The following is a 19361-nucleotide window of genomic DNA, read 5'->3' on the forward strand; positions in this document are numbered from 1 at the left end:
CCTCAATCGGCAAAATCATCGTCACTGAAGTCGTTATCGTCGAACTCGAAGCTGTCCATGGCAAACGGATCATCACCCAACTGACCATCGTTGATTTCAAACTGGCGGCGCTGCAGGAAGGCGTCGCGTATGAAACTGTATCGATCGCCCTGAATCAGGTTCTCCTGATCGAGCAGACCCGCGCGGATATCGACGATATTGAGCGCCGCCAGCCCGATTCGGGTCGCGTCGTCCTCGATGTAGAACGTCGGGTAAGACGCCATATCCGCCGGCAGGCCAGTAGTGTCGCGCAGCGTGCTGGGGCCCAGCAGCGGCAGGACCAGATAGCGTGACTCCTCCCAGCCCCACGCGGCCAACGTCTGTCCGAAATCCTCGTCGTCGGCGGTGATTTCCATCAGCGTTGCGTAATCAAGCAGTCCACCGATACCCACGGTCGTGTTGATCAGAAACCGGGAGGTGGCAAGTCCTGCATTGGCGGGCTTGCCTTGAAGCAGGCTGTTGATGACCGTGCGGATTTCCCCCAGGTTGGAAAAGAAGTTGCCTATGCCGGTTTGCACGGGATCTGGTGTCACCGTGCGATAGCCTTTCGCCACTGGCTTCAACGCATAACGATCAAGCACATCGTTGAATACGAATACCCGGCGGTTAAAGCCTTCCCAAGGATCGTCCGGGTGTGGCTCCTGCGCCATCTGGGTACTGGCACAACCGCTCACGGCCAGGGTAGTCAACAGCATGACAGGCAACGCGGCCCTTGGCTTGGGGAGTGTAGGCATCTGGCTGGCTAATAACCGCAGCATGATCTTTCCTCTTGTGAAACCTGAGCGCTGTTACTGACGCTGTACGATGACGCTGCCGGCGCTGTAGCCTGCCCCGAACGAGCAGATGACACCGATATCGCCCTTCTTGAGCCCGCTGCGATGCAAATGAAAAGCAATGATGGAACCCGCTGAACTGGTGTTGGCGTAGCGGTCGAGAATGATCGGCGCCTGTTCCTCACTGGGCTCGAAACCCAGCACTTTACGCGCGATAAGGTCATTCATGTGGCGATTGGCCTGATGCAGCCACATGGTCTTGAGATCGTCCCCCGACAGCTCGAGCGATGCCAGATGTTCGGAAATAAGCTGCGCCACCATAGGGCACACTTCCCGGAACACCCGGCGCCCCTCCTGTACGAACAGCTTGTCCAGCGCCAGCGGGTCGCTGTCTGTGACGCGGTTCAGGAAACCGGCGTTATTGCGAATCGCGTTGGAAAATTGGGTCACCAGGCGCGTGCCAAGAATCGCAAACCGCTCCTTGGCAACCGCGTCGGCGCTGTTTTCCAATACTACCGCCGTACAAGCATCGCCGAAAATAAAGTGGCTGTCACGGTCTTGAAAGTTTAAATGCGCCGAACATATTTCAGGATTGATCACCAACGCACGCTTGATACGTCCAGACACGATGGCGCTGGTCGCGGCGTCGATCGCAAAGGTGGCAGAACTGCAAGCCACGTTCATGTCAAATCCGTAACCGCTGGTGCCCAGCGCCTGCTGCACTTCGACCGCAACTGCCGGATAGGCACGCTCGAGATTTGAGCAGGCCACGATGACAAGGTCGATATCCTGTGCTGCCACGCGGGCATTTTCCAGCGCCTGGCGGGCAGCACTGACCGCCATTTCACACTGAATGGAAGGCTCGTCATTGGCGCGCTGGGGCAGTCGCGGGCGCAGCCGCTCAGGGTCAAGAATCCCTGCGGCATCCAGCACGTAGCGACTCTTGATGCCAGAGGCCTTTTCAATGAACTCGCTACTCGAGTGGGCCAATGGCTCGCGTTCACCGCGAGCAATTTCATCGCCATGGCGAGCATTTTCACTATCCACCCACGTGTTGAATGCACTGACCAGCGCTGCGTTGTCAATGGCGTGTTCCGGCGTATAAAGCCCCGTGCCGGTAATCACCGCTTCATTCATGCCTATCTCCTTTCAGCGTCTTGCCATTGGTTATTCGCTCTCAGGCCAGTCAAGGCCCTGGCTCACGCTTATGATGACTGTGTGCTTTATCCGCGCCGTTTTCCAGTGGCGGTCTAAACGCTAATTATCTCTTGCCAACGTTTTTCCAGCCGCTTGGTCGACACCGGTGCAAGCGTACCGAGCTGCTGGGCAAACAGCGATACCCGAAGCTCCTGCAGCCACCATCCGAACTCGACAAGTGTCGGGTCTTCCACACGCCCGCGGCGTTCGCTTTTGCGCCGCGCATCAAAGCGTGCTTCCAGCGCTTGCACCTCGTGCATCATCATCTGATCACGTCCGCGCTCACGCGCGGCCTTTTCCAGGCGAATGAGCGCCGCTTCCGTATAGCGAGGATACTCCGTGAGCCAGCTTCCCGCATCGCGAATGAAGCCAGGATAGACCAGGCGCTGCATCTGCGCGCTGATATCGCTGTAGGCAAGTGCCAGCGCAAAATTGAGCTTGCCCTTGAGTACCTTGCTGACCGCCAGATGGCCTTTCAGCGCTGCCTCCACCTGACTTAAAAGTGTGGTGGCATGCGCTACCAGCTCACCCTTGGTGGCCTCGAGCCGTGCGGTCAGCTCGGCAGAGGAACGGGGCAGCGGCTGCTGTGCGACCACCTGGGTAAAGACCGCCAGCAGCAGGTCGTCCACCAGCTCCTGCTTGCCACCCACCTTGGCAAACAGCAGCGCACATGTCTCGACCCCGGGCAAACGCTTGATAAGCTTCACCTGATCGGCCTGCCGGGAAATTGCCAGGCGAGCTACCCCTTCCTGATGGGCCGCCTGTGCTTTCGCCGGATGATCGAACAGCGCCACCTTGAACTCGCTGGCCTCGGCCACCAGAGCCGGATAAGCCTCGACCCGAATCCCCGCCTGGGTGGTCACGCGGGACTCCGGCAGCGGCTCCTCGGGTAGCCCGGCAAGCGCGGGCGCCTGACTTGCCTGCTCTGCCAGCGCCTGAGCACCGGCACTGGCAGCCGCTTCAAAGCGGCGCTCCAGTGCCCGCACATCGCGCCCCTGACCCAGCAGCTTGCCCGCGTGATCGACCACTCGAACGTTCATGATCAGGTGAGGCTCGAGCAGATCCAGCCGCCAGTCATCGGCATGTACTCGTGTACCGGTGCGTCGGCGTATGAATTCGCCCAGCGCCTCGGTCAGCGGGCGCTGATCCGGCACCAGCGTTTCCAGCGCGGCGTCCACCCAGTCTGGAATAGGCACTACCTGGCGGCGGATGCTCTTGGGCAGCGACTTGAGCAGTGCAATGCACTTTTCGCGCAGAAGCCCGGGCACCAGCCACTCCAGCGCATGTATCGGCAACTGTGGCAGCATGGCCGCCGGCACGGTCAGCGTCACGCCATCGTCTTCGGCGTTGGGCTCGAAATGATAGCTGACCGGGTAGGTCACGCCAGCCAGGGTCAGATGATCGGGATACTGCGCCTGGGTAACGTCAGCAGCGTCGCGAGCCTTTAGCGCTTCAATGTCAAAGTGAAGAAGCGTCGGCGTCTGGCGCTCGGCCTGCTTGCGCCAGTGCTCGAACCCCTTGCCGTTGACGATCTCATGGGGTATGCGCTCGTCGTAGAAGGCAAACAGGGTCTCTTCATCGACCAGAATGTCGCGTCGCCGGGCGCGGTCTTCGAGCGCTTCGACTTCCTCTACCAGGGCGCGGTTATGGGCAAAGAACGCGCCCTTGGTAGTGAATTCACCTTCCACCAACGCCCGGCGAATGAACAGCTCACGAGACTCCATCGGAGCAATTGGCCCGTAGTGTACACGTCGACGCGCAACTATCGGCAGGCCGAACAGCGTGACCTGCTCAAAGGCAACGACCTGGGCGCGCTTTTGCTCCCAATGGGGCTCGCTGTAACTGCGTTTTACCAGGTGCTCTGCCTGGGGCTCGATCCACTGCGGATCGATCTTGGCCACGGTGCGTGCAAATAGCTTGGTAGTTTCAATCAGCTCGAACGCCATGACCCACTTGGGGGATTTCTTGGCAAGCCCCGAGCCTGGATGAATCATGAACTTGCGGTTGCGTGCGCCAAGGTACTCGCGATTTTCCAGCAGTGTTCCGAGATTGGAGAGCAGTCCCGAAAGCAGCGCCTGGTGAAGCTTGCCGGACGTCTTGCGCCGCGCTTGACGCGCCAGCTCCTCGCTCTGCTCGTCATCCTTGGGCAGTGGTGCGGGCACTTCTATGTCCATGTCGCGCAGCAATTGACGCAGTTGACGGAACGTATCGTGCCACTCGCGCATGCGCAGGTAATTGATATAGTGCTCACGGCACCAGCGACGTAGCTGGTTGCCGGAGAGCGCTTCGCGAGCGTTTTCGATGCCGTGCCACAGGTTCAGCAGGGCCACAAAATCCGAATCCGGATCGTGCCATCGCTGATGCGCCTGATCGGCGGCCTGACGCTTGTCCGCCGGGCGCTCGCGCGGGTCCTGTATGGCCAGCGCAGAGACCACCACCAGCACATCGCGCAGGCTGCCACGCTCGGCACCTGCGAGCACCATGCGCGCCAGGCGCGGATCAATGGGCAGCTTGGCAAGCTTGCGCCCAAGCGGGCTGAGGCGCTGCTTGTCATCCACTGCGCCCAGCTCGAACAGCAGCCGGAAGCCATCCTTTACAAAGCGGCTGTCCGGCGGGTCGACAAACGGGAACGCTTCGATGTCGCCAAGCTTGAGCGCCAGCATGGAAAGAATGACTGACGCAAGGTTCGTGCGCTGAATTTCCGGATCGGTGAACGCCGGACGAGAGAGAAAATCCTCTTCATCATAAAGGCGAATACATACACCGTCGGCAACCCGCCCGCAGCGACCCTTGCGCTGGTTGGCGCTGGCCTGGCTCACCGGTTCGATGGGCAGGCGCTGGATCTTGGCGCGATAGCTGTAGCGACTGATGCGCACCAGCCCCGGGTCGATCACGTAGCGAATGCCGGGCACCGTCAGCGAGGTTTCTGCCACGTTGGTGGCCAATACGATCCGCCGCCCACGATGAGAGGAGAATACCCGGTTCTGCTCCTCGTTGGAGAGGCGCGCATAGAGCGGCAGAATTTCCGTGCCCTTCAAGTCGGCCCGGCGCAGGGTATCCGCCGTTTCGCGAATTTCACGCTCGCCGGGCAGAAACACGAGCACGTCGCGCGGGCCGTGCAGCCAGCCCTTTTCACGTTCGATGGCTTCGATTTCATGCACCGCGTGCAGAATACCCTCCTGCAGCGTGCGATCCTCCTCGTCCTCTTCACCGCGTGCCAGTGGGCGATAGTGAACATCCACCGGGTAGGTACGCCCTGATACTTCCACCACCGGGGCGGGCGTTTCAGGCGTTCCGAAATGGGCAGCAAAGCGCTCTACATCGATGGTGGCCGAAGTGATGATGACTTTCAGATCCGGCCGTCGAGGCAACAATCGCTTGAGATAGCCAAGCAGGAAATCGATGTTCAGGCTGCGCTCGTGGGCCTCATCGATGATCAGGGTGTCGTAGCGCAGCAGCAAGGGGTCATGCTGGGTCTCGGCCAGCAGGATACCATCGGTCATCAGCTTGACCAGCGTGGTGGGGCTGCTTTGATCGGTAAAGCGCACCTGATACCCCACCTGCTCACCCAGCGGCACGTCGAGCTCTTCTGCCAGGCGCGTGGCTACGCTGCGCGCCGCCAGGCGCCGCGGCTGAGTGTGGCCGACCAGCCCCTTGCGCCCACGGCCCAGCTCCAGGCACATCTTGGGCAGCTGGGTGGTCTTGCCCGAGCCGGTCTCGCCAGCTACCACGACCACCTGATGGTCACGAATGGCAGCCAGGATGTCATCACGGCGCTCCACCACCGGCAGTTCATGAGGATAATTGAGCGCGACCTTCAACGCTTCACGCTGGCTGAACACCTGTTGGGCCCGCTGAATCTCACGCTGCACCTCGTCGAGACCACGATCGACGGGCTTTGTGTCGCGCACGCGCCGCGCAAGCCCCGCCAGGCGCCGCTCAAGCCTTTGGGCATCGCGTAGCATGACGTTGCCCAGGGCTTTTTCAAGCTCGGCCAGGCGCTGGTGGTCATTGAGGTCAGAAGGCGTATCAGGGATCACGTTAGGCTCGGTTTCCATTCGTCATGTAAAAGCGGGGGGATGCGCGTCGCTTGACGGCAGAGCCCATCAACAGTCGGCCCGCTGACAAAGCGGGCCGAATATTATAACGCTTTCCTTGACGCGACGCCTAACCAGCGGCAAGTTCGCTAGCCATTGGCATTGGTCGGTTCAGGTTTTTTCTCATCGCGCAGTTCCCGGCGCAACACCTTGCCCACATTGGTCTTGGGCAGTTCATCACGAAACTCGATGTACCTGGGCACCTTGTAGCCGGTCAACTCCTTCTTGCACCAGGCACGCAGCGTTTCGGCGTCGAGCTGGCTGTTCTTCGAAACCACGAACAGCTTGATGACTTCACCGGCGTCATCATCCGGCACGCCCACCACTGCCGCCTCGATGACGTCCGGATGCGCAGCGACCACGTCCTCCACCTCATTGGGGTAGACGTTGAAACCGGACACCAGAATCATGTCTTTCTTGCGATCGACAATACGGATATAGCCATCGTCCTGCAGCACGGCAATATCGCCGGTGTGAAACCAGCCATCCCCATCGATGGAGTTGCGGGTTTCATCGTCACGCTGCCAGTAGCCTTTCATCACTTGAGGCCCCTGCACACACAGCTCGCCCGGCTCTCCCATCGCGACATCGTTGCCATCGGCGTCGACTACCTTGACCGCCGTGCCCGCTACGGGCTTGCCGATCGTGCCCAACTGAATGGCATCGGTGGGGTTGAAGCTTACAATAGGCGACGTCTCCGTCAGGCCATACCCTTCGGCGATGGGGCATCCGGTGGTCTCTTCCCAGCGCTGGGCAGCCGCCTTGGTCAAGGCCATGCCGCCGGAAATGGTCAGCTTGAGATGGGAAAAATCCAGTTGCTTGAAGTCATCGCGATTGCACAATGCGTTGAACAGCGTGTTGAGGCCGATAAAGGCGGTGAACTTGACCTTCTTGAGTTCCTTGACGAAACCATCCAGATCCCGCGGGTTGGTGATCAGCAGTGAATGGTTGCCGGACTCCATCAAGAACAGGCAGTTAACCGTAAACGTATAGATGTGATAAACCGGCAGCGGTGCAATCACGACCTCTTCACCGTGCCTCAGGTGCGCGCCGATCGCGGTACGCGCCTGAAGCATATTGGCAATCAGGTTGCAGTGGGTCAGCATCGCTCCCTTGGGCATGCCGGTGGTGCCGCCGGTGTACTGCAGCGCGGCCAGATCGTCCTGACCACGGCTGACGTCGGTATGGTTCAGCGAAGCGCCCTTTTTCATGACGTCGACAAAACGCACCGAGCCCGGAAGCGAATAGGCAGGCACCATCTTTTTCACGTGCTTGACGACTGCATTGATCAACCAGCGCTTGGGCAGGCCATGAAGGTCACCCAGCTCGGTCACCAGCACATGCTGAATATCGGTCTTGCCCAGCACGTTTTCGAGCTTCTTGGCCATGTTGGCCAGAATCAGCACTGCCTTGGTGCCGGAATCCTTGAACTGGTGCGTCATCTCACGCTCGGTGTAGAGCGGGTTGGTGTTCACGACCACAAGCCCCGCGCGCAGTGCGCCAAAGACGGCAACCGGAAACTGCAAGACGTTGGGAAGCTGAATGGCAATGCGATCCCCCGGCTCGAGATCGGTTTCATGCTGAAGCCAGGCGGCGAAATCCGCCGACAGACGATCCAGCTCGCCAAAGGTGAGGGTCTTGCCCATGCAGCTGAAAGCGGGCTTGTCTCTGTAGCGATTGACGGCAGCGTGAAAAACGTCTGTGACCGAATCGTACTGGTCCAGCCCTTCAAGCGCCGGGCCGCGTAAAATTGAAGCTCTGGCGTGTTCGCTCATGGGCAATCTCCGCTATCCATGTCGATGATGTTACCGACCTTGTTATTGTCGCGAGGCAAGGAAGCCACCGTATACGATGCGCGGCATAGTGTAAAACGATCGCTTGAAACTTGCGTTTCAACTTTAGACCATAACCCGTAGCGCCCATCAAGGTCAGCCACGTAACGGGGGTTTCTCCTACTCGTGCTTTCTCCTATTTGCGCTTTCTTCTACTTAATAATGTAGCGACTCCTGGCCTGATGGACAGTAGCGAGCCTGAATTTCTCCGTTGCGCCAGACCAGAAGCTCACCGGGCACCATCCGCTGCCACGCTTCATTATGAGTCAGGGGTTCGGTGGCAATGACCGATACCACGTCGTCAGGCGTCGTATGTTCTGCGAAGTTGACCGTGATTTCCGCATCGGAAAGCTCGGCATCGCCAAACGGGGCCCGGCGAGTGATGTGAGCCAGCTTGGTTGAGCAGTAGGTATAAAGGTACTGTCCATCGGACAGCAACAGGTTGAACACACCCAGCCCGCGCAGCTCTTCACACAGCCCATGAAGCGTGGCCCATAGGGCGCTCGAGGAATCCGGCGCGACAGGAAACGCCTGTCGCAACGCGCCCATCAGCCAGCAAAAGGCGTGCTCACTGTCGGTGCTGCCTACCGGTGTATACATTTCAAGCGGCAGCTGCTCCCAACCGCTCAGTTGGCCATTGTGAGCATAGCACCAGGGGCGCCCCCACATTTCACGGGTGAAAGGGTGGGTATTGGCCAAGCGTACGCCACCCACGTTTGCCTGACGGATATGACTGATCACGATGTGGGACTTGATCGGATAGTCGCATATCAGCCGAGCGATAGGAGAATCCACCGAGGGGTGTGGATCGCGGAATTCGCGATAGCCGCCCTCTTCGTAAAAGGCGATTCCCCAGCCATCGCGGTGCGGCCCGGTGCCGCCGCCGCGATGCAGAAAGCCCGAGAAGCTGAAACAGATATCGGTGGGAACATTGGCGCTCATGCCCAGCAGTTCACACATGCATAGCTCCCTTTTCACACATGCATAGCTCTCTTTCTTGCCCCGGCGGCTAGCATCAGCCAAGAACCGGTTCGCGGCGACGTGTCGGCTGCGGGTCTTCGTCCACCTGCTTGACCCGTTTTGCTGGCGGCACATCTGTCGGCCGGCGCCACCACCACAGCGCAATACCGATCATTACCCCCACCGCAATACCCACGACCAGACAAAGCAGGCTGGTGCGCAGAGCATTGGTGTCATGCTCGAAGAAACCGACGGCGGCCACCATCGCGGCGGGCGCCCACCCGGTATAGAATTCACCCTCTTCTATCAAGGGCAAGCGGAACATGGCAGGCGCCCACATGGCCCCGGCGACTCCCCAGGTCACCACCAGACGCGGCAGGCGCGGCAGGAAAGCCAGTGCCAGATAGACCGCGGCCAGGACCAGCAATGAAATACCGTAATAGCTAAGCCACAGCAGTGACATTGAATTTTCAAACAGCATAATACCTCTCATGTGGGTGCATGCACCCGACGTTGATTTCCCGTTATGGTACCTGTCAATCTATGAAAGCACAGCCAGATACGCGTTCAGGCTCACCCGTGGCGCGCTATTATCGCGCTAATGACCCCAAATGGCACTGGTTGGAAGCCCGCGAAACGCCCGAGGTCAGCGAGTTTCTTGACGCCGCCAATCAAGAGCAGGCCGCATGGTTTACCCCTCTCGCCCCTCTGGCCGATGCATTGTACGAAAGCCACCTGGCGCGGCGCGAACTTGCCGTCAAGAGCCTTGAGACACCGCTTGACCATTTTACGTTCTGGAGCGAAACCGGCGCTGAGGATGACTACCCCCGCTGGTGGCGCTATCCCAATGGCCAGCCAGAACAGCGCGAATGCTTTTTCGACGTTCAAGCCCGCGCGGCCGATGAAGAATTCTATGACATGGGCGATATGGCGCTCTCTCCGGACGAGCAGTGGCTGGCCTGGACGGAAGACACCCAGGGCGACGAGCGCTATACGCTGTGGATCAAGCAGTTGCCAGCCGGCAGGCCTAAGGCATTGATCCATGACATTGGCGCTGGGCTCTGCTGGGCGGAAAACCAGACACCTGCATCCGCCACACTGTTTTTCACCCGGTTTGATGACACCCAGCGCCCGGACAGCCTGTGGCGGGTGTCACTGCCGTTTGAAGCGCCGGAGCAGCACGCTGAGCCGGTGCTGGTGTTACGCGAGGACGATACAGAATTCTGGCTTGGCGTCGGCAAGACTCGCTCACGCGAATGGCTCTTGATCGAAAGCGCCTCGAAAGATACCAGCGAGATCCATGCCCTGCCGGCTCATCGCCCGGAGACCACACCGTGGTGCATCCAGCCACGCCAGCCGGGAGTGGAATACAGCATCGACCACCGTCCTGGCGCGTTCTATCGCCTGCACAATCAGACGAGCGCTCACTTCCAGCTGGACTACCTGCCCGAGGCGGCCCTCCCCAGCACCGAAAGCCAGTGGCAGCCGCTGATCGCCCCGCGTGACGAGGTAACCCTTGAAGGCATCGACGCCTTCGCCTGGGGGCTGGTGATCGGCGAGCGTGATCACCGCCAGGCCCAGGTAGTGCTGCGTCGCTGGGAGTTCGATAGCCAGCACCAGCGCACATTGGACGAGTACCTGACGCAGCCCCAACCGCCCTGCTCGCAACTCCTGGAAGATGCACCTCACTTCGACACTCGGGTGCTGCGCCTTCGTGAAGAGTCGTTCACTCAGCCGCCCAGCTGGTTTGCACTGGATCTTGAAAGCGGCGAGCGAACGCTGCTCAAGCGCACCCCGGTATATGGCAGTCTCATGCCCGAGCAGTTGATCAGCCGCCGCCTGTGGGCGACCAGTCGGGACGGCGAACAGGTGCCGGTATCGGTAGTGATGCGCGCCGATCTTGCCGACCAGCCATTACCGACCCTGCTCTATGGCTATGGTGCCTATGGCGAGGCGCTCGACCCCTGGTTCTCGATTGCCCGACTGGAGCTGCTCGAGCGCGGTGCTGCCTTTGCCGTGGCCCACGTGCGAGGCGGCGGCGAGCGGGGTGAACCCTGGTATCTCGACGGCAAGATGGCGCACAAGGAAAACAGCTTCGACGATTTTCTGGCCGCACGCGATGCGCTGGTCGAAAACGGTATCAGCAACCCGCAACGCATTGCGGCTTATGGTGCCAGCGCAGGCGGCCTGCTGGTGGGCGCCTGCGTCAACCGCGCACCCCAGGCATTCTGTGCAGCGCTTCTCGATGTGCCATTTCTCGATGTGCTGCGCACCATGCAGAACCCGGAACTGCCGCTGACCACCGCCGAGTACAGCGAATGGGGCAACCCGGCAACACCGGAGGTCGCCGAGCGCATTCGTGGCTATTCGCCCATGGACAACATCACCGATCAGCGCTACCCGGCGCTATGGATTGAAGGCAGCTGGTTCGACACCCGAGTAAGCTACTGGGAGCCCGCCAAATTCTACGCCCAGGTAACTCAGCACCAGCAGGGCGATGCACCGGTGCTGCTGCATACCGACATGAGCAGCGGCCATGGCGGCGCGTCAGGGCGCTTCAAGGCGTGGCGAGATACGGCTCGCCAGGATGCTTTCCTGCTCTGGGCGCTGGGCCTGACGCCCCACTCTGGCGCAAACGAAAGCTGAGTCCTTGCAAGCCCTGCCTTCCATTCAACGCTCTCTTCGGCAGCGCCTGGCGCTGCCTTTTTTATTTTTTGAAAATACTTTCCATAAATCTTATTTTGCGCCATACTCGACGTTAGTCGCATAAACGTACGTCTGAGCCATGGAGCTCCTATCATGAAATATCAGGATCACTTCCCGACCATCTGGGATACGCCGCTCAAACAGCCTGCTCGCAAGGCCACCCACAAGGCGAGCGCGTCCAGGCCTTTGGCATTCAAGGCGCTGTTATTGAGTTTCTGGAATAGTGCAAAACGCAAACCAGCCGCCTGAAAGAAGGCACTGGTTTCGGTGATGCGAACTCGCTTAAAGAGGCAGGTTTGCCGCCCTTACATGGGCAGAACGGCAATGATGTGAGATTCCAGCGCCCGCTCGGGCACCTCTTCTTCCGATACGGCAAAATTGCGCACGCTGACTCCCTTGCGATGTACGCGCTCGGCATCATTGCTTAAAAGCGGATGCCAGCCCGCGAGCTTGCGCCCTTCCGACACCCGGCGATAACCGCAGGTGGGCGGCAGCCAGGTAAACTCCTTGACCAGCGCCGGGGTCAGCTGCGTGCAGTCCGGCACGCTGTCGAATCGATTGGGATAATCGCTGCACTGGCAGCTTTTGATATCCAGAAGTCGGCAGGCGACGTTGAGTATGGCAAGCTCCTGGGTGTCGTCATCGTGCAGCTTTAACAGGCAGCACTGTCCGCAGCCATCGCAAAGCGCTTCCCACTCGTCGGCATTGAGCTCCTCAAGCGTGTAGCGCTCCCAAAAGCGCTCGCGCAGTCCGGTTTCCATGCTAACTCCTCTCGTTGTCACCACTTAGGTGTCTGCTGCTCTTGGGCTGCTCAGCGCAGCGCTTAGCGCCGGCCATAGCGTATTGAAGTCTGCTTCCAGCCGTGAATAGTCGCTTTGCAGCCAAGGCACCAGCGCGGCCAGATGGTTGGGGCCAGACAACCGCCGGCCCAGCCCGGCAATGGCCCGGCAGGTAAAACCGAAGTCGGCATACCCGCTTAGCCAGTCATGTTCGACCAGATGCGGCACCATGTCCGCCATTCGGTTGGGTGCCGACCTTGCCGTCAGCAGGCGATAGCAACGTGCCACCAGTTGCTGCTGGGACGTCTGTCCGGCTTTCTCGCGGGCCAGAAAATGATCCCAGACGATATCCAGCGCAATCGCGGCATAGCGGCGCTTGCCCTGCGGCGCGCGGTGCTTGGCATTCAGCACACATGGATGCTGATCCACCCAGGCGTCCACCCGGCGATGATGACGCACGCCGGCAGCCACGTCAGCGGGCCAGGCGCTTAGATCACTGCCCTTGACCCCATCGGCAATGAGGTTGCCATACAGGAAGTCGTCGCTTCCGCTTCCGGCAAGCCAGGCGTGAGCCAGAAAGTTCATGGCTGGCCGTTACCTTTCCACGTCACGGGCATTGAGCTGCGCCCGATGTATATCCAGCAGATAATCCTCTTTGGCCGGCGGCATCTGCAGATAGAACCCCTGACTTTCGATTGCATCGATGACCTCGCCGGCGTCGACCCGTGCCAGCTTCTTGTCAGCGGTCAGAATCATGGTCAGCACCGAAATGGGCTTGCCGAAGGTTTCCATCAGCGCTTCGGGAACCCGTTCACACCCTTGGCGCTTGTCAACGTACAGGTACATCTCTTGCTTGCGCGAGCTCTTGAATATCTCGCAAAGCAGCTTGTCGCTCATGGGGACACCTCCTCAAGTGCTTGAACGAACCCGTCAGCCAGACACTCACCTCGCCACCCGTTCGGCAGCGTCAGCGGCTCACCGGCCATATCCTGCACCACCAGAGCTTCGATATCGCGGCGGCGCATCAGCACTTCAGACGCAATCCCGAGCTCTCCCGCCTTTTGGGTGACGACACCTTTAAGCGCCTTGAAGCGGCGCTTGAAAGCCGGCTGCATGGGGTCAGGGCAGCGAGCGGGCAGGCTCGCTTCGTCAACCTGCAGGGCCTTTTTGACGAGAGATAAAAGAGTGTCGCCCTCCTTTTTGATCAACGAGGGCTTCAAGCCTTCCACCTCGGCAAGCTCAAAACGGTTTTTGGGCATGGCCTCAGCCACCGCAAACAGCAGCTTGTCGGCGATCAGCCAGTTACGCGGCAGATTGCGCCGCCGGGTTTCCCCTTCCCGCCAGATGGTCATCAGCCGATAGGCTTCCAGTTCACGGGGGGCCAGCCGCCACAGCTGACGATGACGAGTAAACCACTGCCCGTCTGCCTCGACGCTGCGCCCGGCCTGCTCGATCAATCCAGCACACTCCGAGGCAAGCCATTCGCAGCGGCCAAGTTCGGTCAGGCGCTCGGCTTGCAGGGCCCACACTTTCAACAGATAGATCACATCCAGCGCCGCGTAATCGCACTGCGACGAAGTCAGTGGTCGCTCCAGCCAGTTGGAGCGCGTCTCCTCCTTGGGCAGTGTCTCGCCCATCCACAGCTCTACCAGCTTCTGATAGCCCATGGCTGGCGTTTCACCCAGCAGCCCCTGGGCTACCTGCGTATCTACCAGCGGCGTCGGGAGCACTCCCGCCCAATGCTGCAGCACTTCCAGGTCTTCACTGCAGGCATGCAGGAGCTTGACTGCGCGACCCTGGAGCAGCTCGCGGAATGCGGGGGTGCAGGGGGTAGCAAGCGGGTCGATCAGATACGCAAGCTCCCCGGCGGCGAACTGGATGAGCGCAGGCACGGGAAAAAACGTGTTTTCACGAAAGAACTCGGTATCCAGCGCGATCACATCGGCATCGGCTACCTGCGCGCAGGCGGCGTTAAGCGCGTCAGCAGTGTCAATCCATTGATATACAGGAGAGGCTAGAGAAGACAAGTCATACTTCCTTGATGCAACCGCGGCGGCGCTTGCAATGTGGGGTGTGATTATTCGCTGGTGAAGGGCTGACGTCCGTTGAACGCGCGGCTTAGCGTACCGCCATCGACATACTCGAGTTCCCCTCCCATGGGGACGCCGTAAGCCAGACGTGAAAACCTGATACCGTGACGAGCAAGCTGCGCGGCAATGTAATGCGCCGTTGCCTCCCCTTCCACGGTAGGGTTGGTGGCCAGCACGATCTCTTCGATCTGACCTTCATTCACGCGGGCTTCCAGTTGATCCAGGCCAATCGCATCCGGGCCGATGCCATCCAGCGGCGAGAGATGCCCATGCAGCACGAAATAACGCCCCTGGAAACCGCCTGCTTCTTCTATGGCCAGCTGGTCGGCCGGCGATTCTACCACGCACAGTAGCGTATCATCGCGGCGCGGCGTCTCGCATATGGCACAGATATCGGCTTCGGTCAGCGTGCGGCAGCGCCGACAGTAGCCCACTTCGTCGATGGCCTTCTGAATGATGGATGCCAACCGCTGCCCCCCCGGACGCTCACGCTCGAGCAGATGCATGGCCATGCGCTGAGCCGTCTTGGGCCCAACGCCTGGAAGGACGCGAAACGCCTCCATCAACTGCTCGATAAGAGGAGAAAAGCGCATTACTTAAAACGGCATCTTGAAGCCCGGCGGCAGATTCAGGCCTGCCGTTGCTTCTTCCATCTTGGCCTTGGAGTTGGCTTCCACCTTGCGTACAGCATCATTGACCGCCGCTGCCAGCAGGTCTTCAAGCAGTTCCTTGTCTTCTTCCAGCACGCTTGGGTCAATGGACACATTGCTGACATCGTGACGGCCATTCATGGTGACCTTGACCATGCCCGCGCCCGCTTCGCCCTGCACTTCTGTCTGGGCGGCTTCTTCCTGAACGCGCTGCATCTTTTCCTGCATCTCTTGGGCTTGCTTCATCAAGTTGCCCATTCCACCTTTAAACATGGTGTGCTCTCCTAGCGGGTTAATGACGGGATAAAACAGATAACGATAGTGCTAGCGCTTGTCAGCGGCCGGCTTGACGGTTGACTCGACCAGTGTCGCGCCAAAGGCCTGCTGAAGCTTCTGTATATTGGGATCGTGATGAAGAAGATCAACGGCCTGGGCATGGCGCTCCTGATTCAAGCGCTCTTCACGCTGGCGCGGTGTTTCACGATCAGCTGGCAACTCGGCAACGTCGAACATTACCCGGCGCGGCATACCCTGCTCACTCAGCGCCCGCTCGATACGGGTCTGGTGAACCTCGGCCTGCATGGCGGCCTGGCTCGGATCCAGACGCAGCGTCAACGTCTTGCCGTCATCGCTTTCCAGAAGACAGTTGGCTGCCAGGTTGCGCGTCAGCCCACCAAGCCCTAGTGAGTCAAAGCATAGCAGCCATTTCTGATGATCGAGCAGCCCACCAGGCTCAACGACCAGCGCCTGGGGCGGTTCAGGTGGCGACTGCGCTGTTTCTGGCTCTGGCTCTGGCTCTGGCTCTGGCTCTGGCTCTGGCTCTGGCTCTGGCTCTGGCTCTGGCAGGGATGTTACCTCTGTTGCCGCCTCGGCGACCTCGTCCAGCGACCAGGGAGGCGGTGCCTGGTTATCAGCCTCGTCTGGCGTAGCCGGCTGCTCGATCTCTGGGCGCGGTGGCTGCACCGCCGAGCCAGGTTCAGCCGGCACAGCGGCGAAAGGCTTTGCATCTTCCTGCGAAGCCTCTGGCGCTGACTGAGGGACGTCGGTCTGCTCTACACGAGGCTGAGCCGACTGCTCAGCACTGCCGCCCGACGGTTCGGCGCGCAGCGGTAGTGGCGTGCGCGGCGGCTTGGGAACGCCCTGGGGGCGAAACGCCAGCATGCGCAGCAAGGTCATCTCCAGCGCGCTGCGCAAATCCGGGGCGTGTACCATATCGCCACGGCCTTGAATACCAATCTGGTAATAAAGCTGAATATCTTCCGCAGTAAAGCGGCTGGCCAGGGCCAGAATCGTCTCACGGTCACCATGACTGTTATCGACCGCATCAGGCACCATCTGCGCCACGGCAAGACGATGCAGAATCGCCGACAGCTCGTCGAGTACCGCAGCAAAATCAGGCCCCTGTTCGGCCAACTGACTCACCTCGCTCAACAGCCGCTGAACGTCCACGTCAGCCAGTGCCTCGGCCAGCGCCAGCACATGGCGGTGATCAAGCGTGCCCAGCATGGCCGCCACGTCGGCATGGCGTACCGCGCCTTGCCCAAAGGCAATGGCCTGGTCGGTCAGGCTCATGGCATCGCGCATGGAGCCTTCGGCCGCCTTGCCCAGAAGCCATAGCGCACTTTCGTCAAATGCGACCCCTTCTTCTCCCAGCACATAGGTCAGATGCTCGACCACACGCTCAGGCGGCATGTGCTTCAAGGTAAACTGAAGGCAGCGGGAAAGCACCGTAGCCGGCAACTTCTGCGGGTCGGTGGTGGCCAGCAGGAACTTGACGTGGGGAGGGGGTTCTTCCAGGGTTTTCAGCAGCGCATTGAAGCTGCTGGTCGAGAGCATGTGCACCTCATCGATCAGGTACACCTTGTAGCGCCCCTGAGTGGGCGCATACTGCACGTTATCCAGCAGCTCCCGGGTATCTTCGACCTTGGTGCGCGACGCCGCATCGACCTCGATCAGATCGACAAAGCGCCCTTCATCGATGGCCTGGCAACTGTCGCACCGGCCGCAGGGCGTCGAGGTAATGCCTTCATCGCCGAGGCCGTTGGCCGTGCAGTTCAAGCATTTGGCGAGGATGCGCGCAAGCGTGGTCTTGCCCACACCGCGGGTGCCGGTAAACAGGTACGCGTGATGCAGACGGCCCTGGTCAAGGGCATTGACCAGAGCGCGTTGAACATGGGCCTGGCCCACGAGCTCGTGGAATGTACGTGGCCGCCATTTGCGGGCCAGAACCTGATAGCTCATTGAGCAATGTTTCCTTCAGCGGGCTGCATGATAGTGCATCACTTCAACACCAAGTGCCCGCAATGCATGGTAAAAACGCCATTCTAGCGGCTACGCTGCAGCCCGCCAACCGTCCGGGCGGCTAGCCCGGACGCGTTCATCAGGCGTTATCGTCGGCCTGCTCGGCATTGGCACGTTCAGCGGCTTCCTTTACCAGCTTTTCGAGTTCGCCATTCTGGTGCATTTCCATGACGATATCGCAGCCGCCAACCAGCTCGCCCTCCACCCACAGCTGCGGGAAAGTCGGCCAGTTGGCAATCTTGGGCAGTTCGGCACGAATATCGGGGTTGTCCAGAACGTTGACGAAGGCAAAGCGTTCGCCGCAGCTCATCAATGCCTGAACGGTCTGGGCAGAAAAGCCGCACTGAGGCAGCTGAGGCGTGCCTTTCATGTAGATCAGGATGGGGTTTTCGCCAATCTGACGCTGAATGTTTTCGGCTGTTGTGCTCATGTGAGTACTCCTTGAGTAAAGAATTGACACGACCAAGATGAGTATATGCAAGGCCCGGCATCTCGCTAACAATACCTGAGCGCGTTACTCGGCCTTCATCCTTGAACGCCATTCTACGCATGCCGCTTGCGTTGCGCATCCCCCGCCGCCTCGCTAGGATGGTGTTTTTGCGCGGAGAGAAGCAACCATGGCGACACGCCATTTCCTTACCCTGCTGGATTTGACGCCTGACGAACTGGATTATCTGATTCAGCGTGCCATCAAGATCAAGACGGACCTGAAAGCCAATGGGCCGGTCTATACGCCGCTTCCCAACCGCACGCTGGCCATGATTTTTGAGAAGTCGTCCACCCGTACGCGCGTCTCCTTTGAAACCGGCATGGCGCAGTTCGGCGGACACGCCCTGTTTCTTTCACCGCGCGACACCCAGCTTGGCCGTGGCGAACCCATCGAAGACACCGCACGCGTGCTGTCGGAAATGGTCGATGCCGTCATGATCCGCACCTTTTCTCACGCCGGACTTGAAACCTATGCCAGCGCCAGCAGCGTGCCGGTCATCAACGCGCTGAGCGATGACTACCACCCCTGCCAACTGCTGGCTGACGTCATGACCTGGACCGAGCTTCGCGGCAGCGTCAAGGGTCGCACGGCGGTGTGGATCGGCGATGGTAACAACATGTGCCACTCCTGGATCAATGCCGCCCGCCAGTTCGATTTCAACCTGCGCATCTGTTGCCCGAAAGGCTATGAGCCGCGTGAAGATATCCTGGCCGCCGCCGGTGATCGCGTGACGCTGCTTCACGACCCCGAGGCCGCCGTGCAGGATGTTGACCTGGTCACGACCGATGTGTGGGCATCCATGGGCCAGGAAGAGGAGCAGGCCAGGCGCGAAGCGGATTTCGCAGGCTTTCAGGTCAGCGAAGCCATGCTGGACAAGGCAAAGGACGATGTGCTGTTCCTGCACTGCCTGCCCGCTCACCGTGGCGAGGAGATCAGCCATACCCTGCTCGATGACCCGCGTTCGGTGGTCTGGCAGGAAGCCGGCAACCGCCTGCACGCCCAGAAGGCGCTGATCGAATTTCTGCTGCTTGGCCGTATCAGCGAATAGACGCCTGAAACCACCAGTACTGCCAGCCGCTAAAGATACTTTCTCGGCGGCTGGCAAGCCAGGACAATCTCATCGGCACCGGACACGCGCGCCTGCTGACAGGCATACAAAAAAGCCTCGCTACGGATAGCGAGGCTTTTTGGATAAATTTTGGTGGAGCCTAGCGGGATCGAACCGCTGACCTCAACACTGCCAGTGTTGCGCTCTCCCAGCTGAGCTAAGGCCCCTTTACTATCAGCGCGAACAATTCTGCGTGGACAGCGAGGCGCATACTATTATGAAAACGGGCCTGCGTCAATGTTCTATCCAAATAAGTGCTTACTAATTCTCCTTTATAGATAGCTGTGGCACTCTATGCGTAAGCATCAGCGGCTATCGCCTGAGCCCACTATGTTTCCA

Annotated in this window: 17 protein-coding genes and 1 tRNA gene; 3 read left to right on the forward strand and 15 right to left on the reverse strand. The window is 59.9% G+C overall.

What is annotated here, in order from left to right:
* Positions 1 to 2: 2 nt before the first annotated feature.
* The 6 genes from HW452_RS16110 to HW452_RS16135 form a co-directional block, all read right to left on the reverse strand.
* Positions 3 to 797 (reverse strand): MlaA family lipoprotein, encoded by a 795-nt coding sequence (locus tag HW452_RS16110; protein WP_224107121.1) that lies wholly within the window; start codon positions 795 to 797, stop codon positions 3 to 5.
* Between the two features lie 30 nt (positions 798 to 827).
* Positions 828 to 1949, reverse strand: coding sequence for a beta-ketoacyl-ACP synthase III (locus tag HW452_RS16115; protein WP_224107122.1), 1122 nt, complete (start codon positions 1947 to 1949; stop codon positions 828 to 830).
* 113 nt (positions 1950 to 2062) lie between these two features.
* Complete coding sequence (hrpA, locus tag HW452_RS16120; RefSeq protein WP_224107123.1) at positions 2063 to 6067, reverse strand: ATP-dependent RNA helicase HrpA; 4005 nt, start codon at positions 6065 to 6067, stop codon at positions 2063 to 2065.
* 128 nt (positions 6068 to 6195) lie between these two features.
* On the reverse strand, positions 6196 to 7881 hold the full coding sequence (locus HW452_RS16125; RefSeq protein WP_224107124.1) for an AMP-binding protein: 1686 nt from the start codon (positions 7879 to 7881) through the stop codon (positions 6196 to 6198).
* Between the two features lie 213 nt (positions 7882 to 8094).
* A complete protein-coding gene (locus tag HW452_RS16130; protein WP_224107125.1) occupies positions 8095 to 8898 on the reverse strand; it encodes a class II glutamine amidotransferase in 804 nt (267 codons plus the stop codon).
* A gap of 55 nt (positions 8899 to 8953) precedes the next feature.
* Positions 8954 to 9379 carry a hypothetical protein gene (locus HW452_RS16135; protein ID WP_224107126.1) on the reverse strand — a complete coding sequence of 142 codons (426 nt, stop codon included), beginning with the start codon at positions 9377 to 9379 and terminating at the stop codon, positions 8954 to 8956.
* Positions 9380 to 9441: 62 nt separating this feature from the next.
* Between HW452_RS16135 and HW452_RS16140 the strand changes: the two genes are divergently transcribed.
* Both HW452_RS16140 and HW452_RS16145 read left to right on the forward strand, forming a co-directional pair.
* Positions 9442 to 11544, forward strand: a complete 2103-nt coding sequence (locus tag HW452_RS16140; protein WP_224107127.1) for a S9 family peptidase — start codon at positions 9442 to 9444, stop codon at positions 11542 to 11544.
* Between the two features lie 153 nt (positions 11545 to 11697).
* Positions 11698 to 11853: a hypothetical protein gene (locus HW452_RS16145; RefSeq protein WP_224107128.1), complete on the forward strand. Its 156-nt coding sequence runs from the start codon at positions 11698 to 11700 to the stop codon at positions 11851 to 11853.
* Between the two features lie 56 nt (positions 11854 to 11909).
* Here the strand turns inward: HW452_RS16145 and HW452_RS16150 are convergent, their stop codons facing one another.
* The 8 genes from HW452_RS16150 to grxD all read right to left on the reverse strand — a co-directional run bounded on the left by HW452_RS16150 (position 11910) and on the right by grxD (position 17854).
* Positions 11910 to 12365, reverse strand: a complete 456-nt coding sequence (locus HW452_RS16150) for a YcgN family cysteine cluster protein (protein WP_224107129.1) — start codon at positions 12363 to 12365, stop codon at positions 11910 to 11912.
* A 24-nt stretch (positions 12366 to 12389) separates the two neighbouring features.
* Positions 12390 to 12968, reverse strand: a complete 579-nt coding sequence (locus HW452_RS16155) for an ACP phosphodiesterase (protein ID WP_224107130.1) — start codon at positions 12966 to 12968, stop codon at positions 12390 to 12392.
* 9 nt (positions 12969 to 12977) lie between these two features.
* Positions 12978 to 13280, reverse strand: coding sequence for a YcgL domain-containing protein (locus tag HW452_RS16160; protein ID WP_224107131.1), 303 nt, complete (start codon positions 13278 to 13280; stop codon positions 12978 to 12980).
* The gene (rnd, locus tag HW452_RS16165) at positions 13277 to 14410 is read right to left on the reverse strand and encodes a ribonuclease D (RefSeq protein WP_224107132.1); all 1134 of its coding nucleotides are present in this window, start codon (positions 14408 to 14410) and stop codon (positions 13277 to 13279) included. Before rnd ends, HW452_RS16160 begins: the two co-directional genes overlap by 4 nt.
* Before the next feature lie 50 nt (positions 14411 to 14460).
* Positions 14461 to 15066 carry a recombination mediator RecR gene (recR, locus tag HW452_RS16170; RefSeq protein ID WP_224107133.1) on the reverse strand — a complete coding sequence of 202 codons (606 nt, stop codon included), beginning with the start codon at positions 15064 to 15066 and terminating at the stop codon, positions 14461 to 14463.
* 3 nt (positions 15067 to 15069) lie between these two features.
* Positions 15070 to 15396: a YbaB/EbfC family nucleoid-associated protein gene (locus HW452_RS16175; RefSeq protein WP_106376064.1), complete on the reverse strand. Its 327-nt coding sequence runs from the start codon at positions 15394 to 15396 to the stop codon at positions 15070 to 15072.
* Between the two features lie 51 nt (positions 15397 to 15447).
* On the reverse strand, positions 15448 to 17364 hold the full coding sequence (gene dnaX / locus HW452_RS16180; RefSeq protein ID WP_224107134.1) for a DNA polymerase III subunit gamma/tau: 1917 nt from the start codon (positions 17362 to 17364) through the stop codon (positions 15448 to 15450).
* A 139-nt stretch (positions 17365 to 17503) separates the two neighbouring features.
* Positions 17504 to 17854, reverse strand: coding sequence for a Grx4 family monothiol glutaredoxin (gene grxD, locus HW452_RS16185; protein WP_224107135.1), 351 nt, complete (start codon positions 17852 to 17854; stop codon positions 17504 to 17506).
* A 187-nt stretch (positions 17855 to 18041) separates the two neighbouring features.
* On the opposite strand from grxD, the gene argF reads away from it, so the two are divergent.
* Positions 18042 to 18962 carry an ornithine carbamoyltransferase gene (gene argF / locus HW452_RS16190; RefSeq protein WP_224107136.1) on the forward strand — a complete coding sequence of 307 codons (921 nt, stop codon included), beginning with the start codon at positions 18042 to 18044 and terminating at the stop codon, positions 18960 to 18962.
* Between the two features lie 151 nt (positions 18963 to 19113).
* Here argF and HW452_RS16195 read toward each other — a convergent pair.
* Positions 19114 to 19189 (reverse strand) — tRNA-Ala (locus tag HW452_RS16195).
* Between the last annotated feature and the right edge of the window lie 172 nt (positions 19190 to 19361).

Origin of the sequence: Vreelandella aquamarina (assembly GCF_020075495.1) — a bacterium.
GTDB classification, from domain to species: Bacteria; Pseudomonadota; Gammaproteobacteria; order Pseudomonadales; family Halomonadaceae; genus Vreelandella; species Vreelandella aquamarina_A.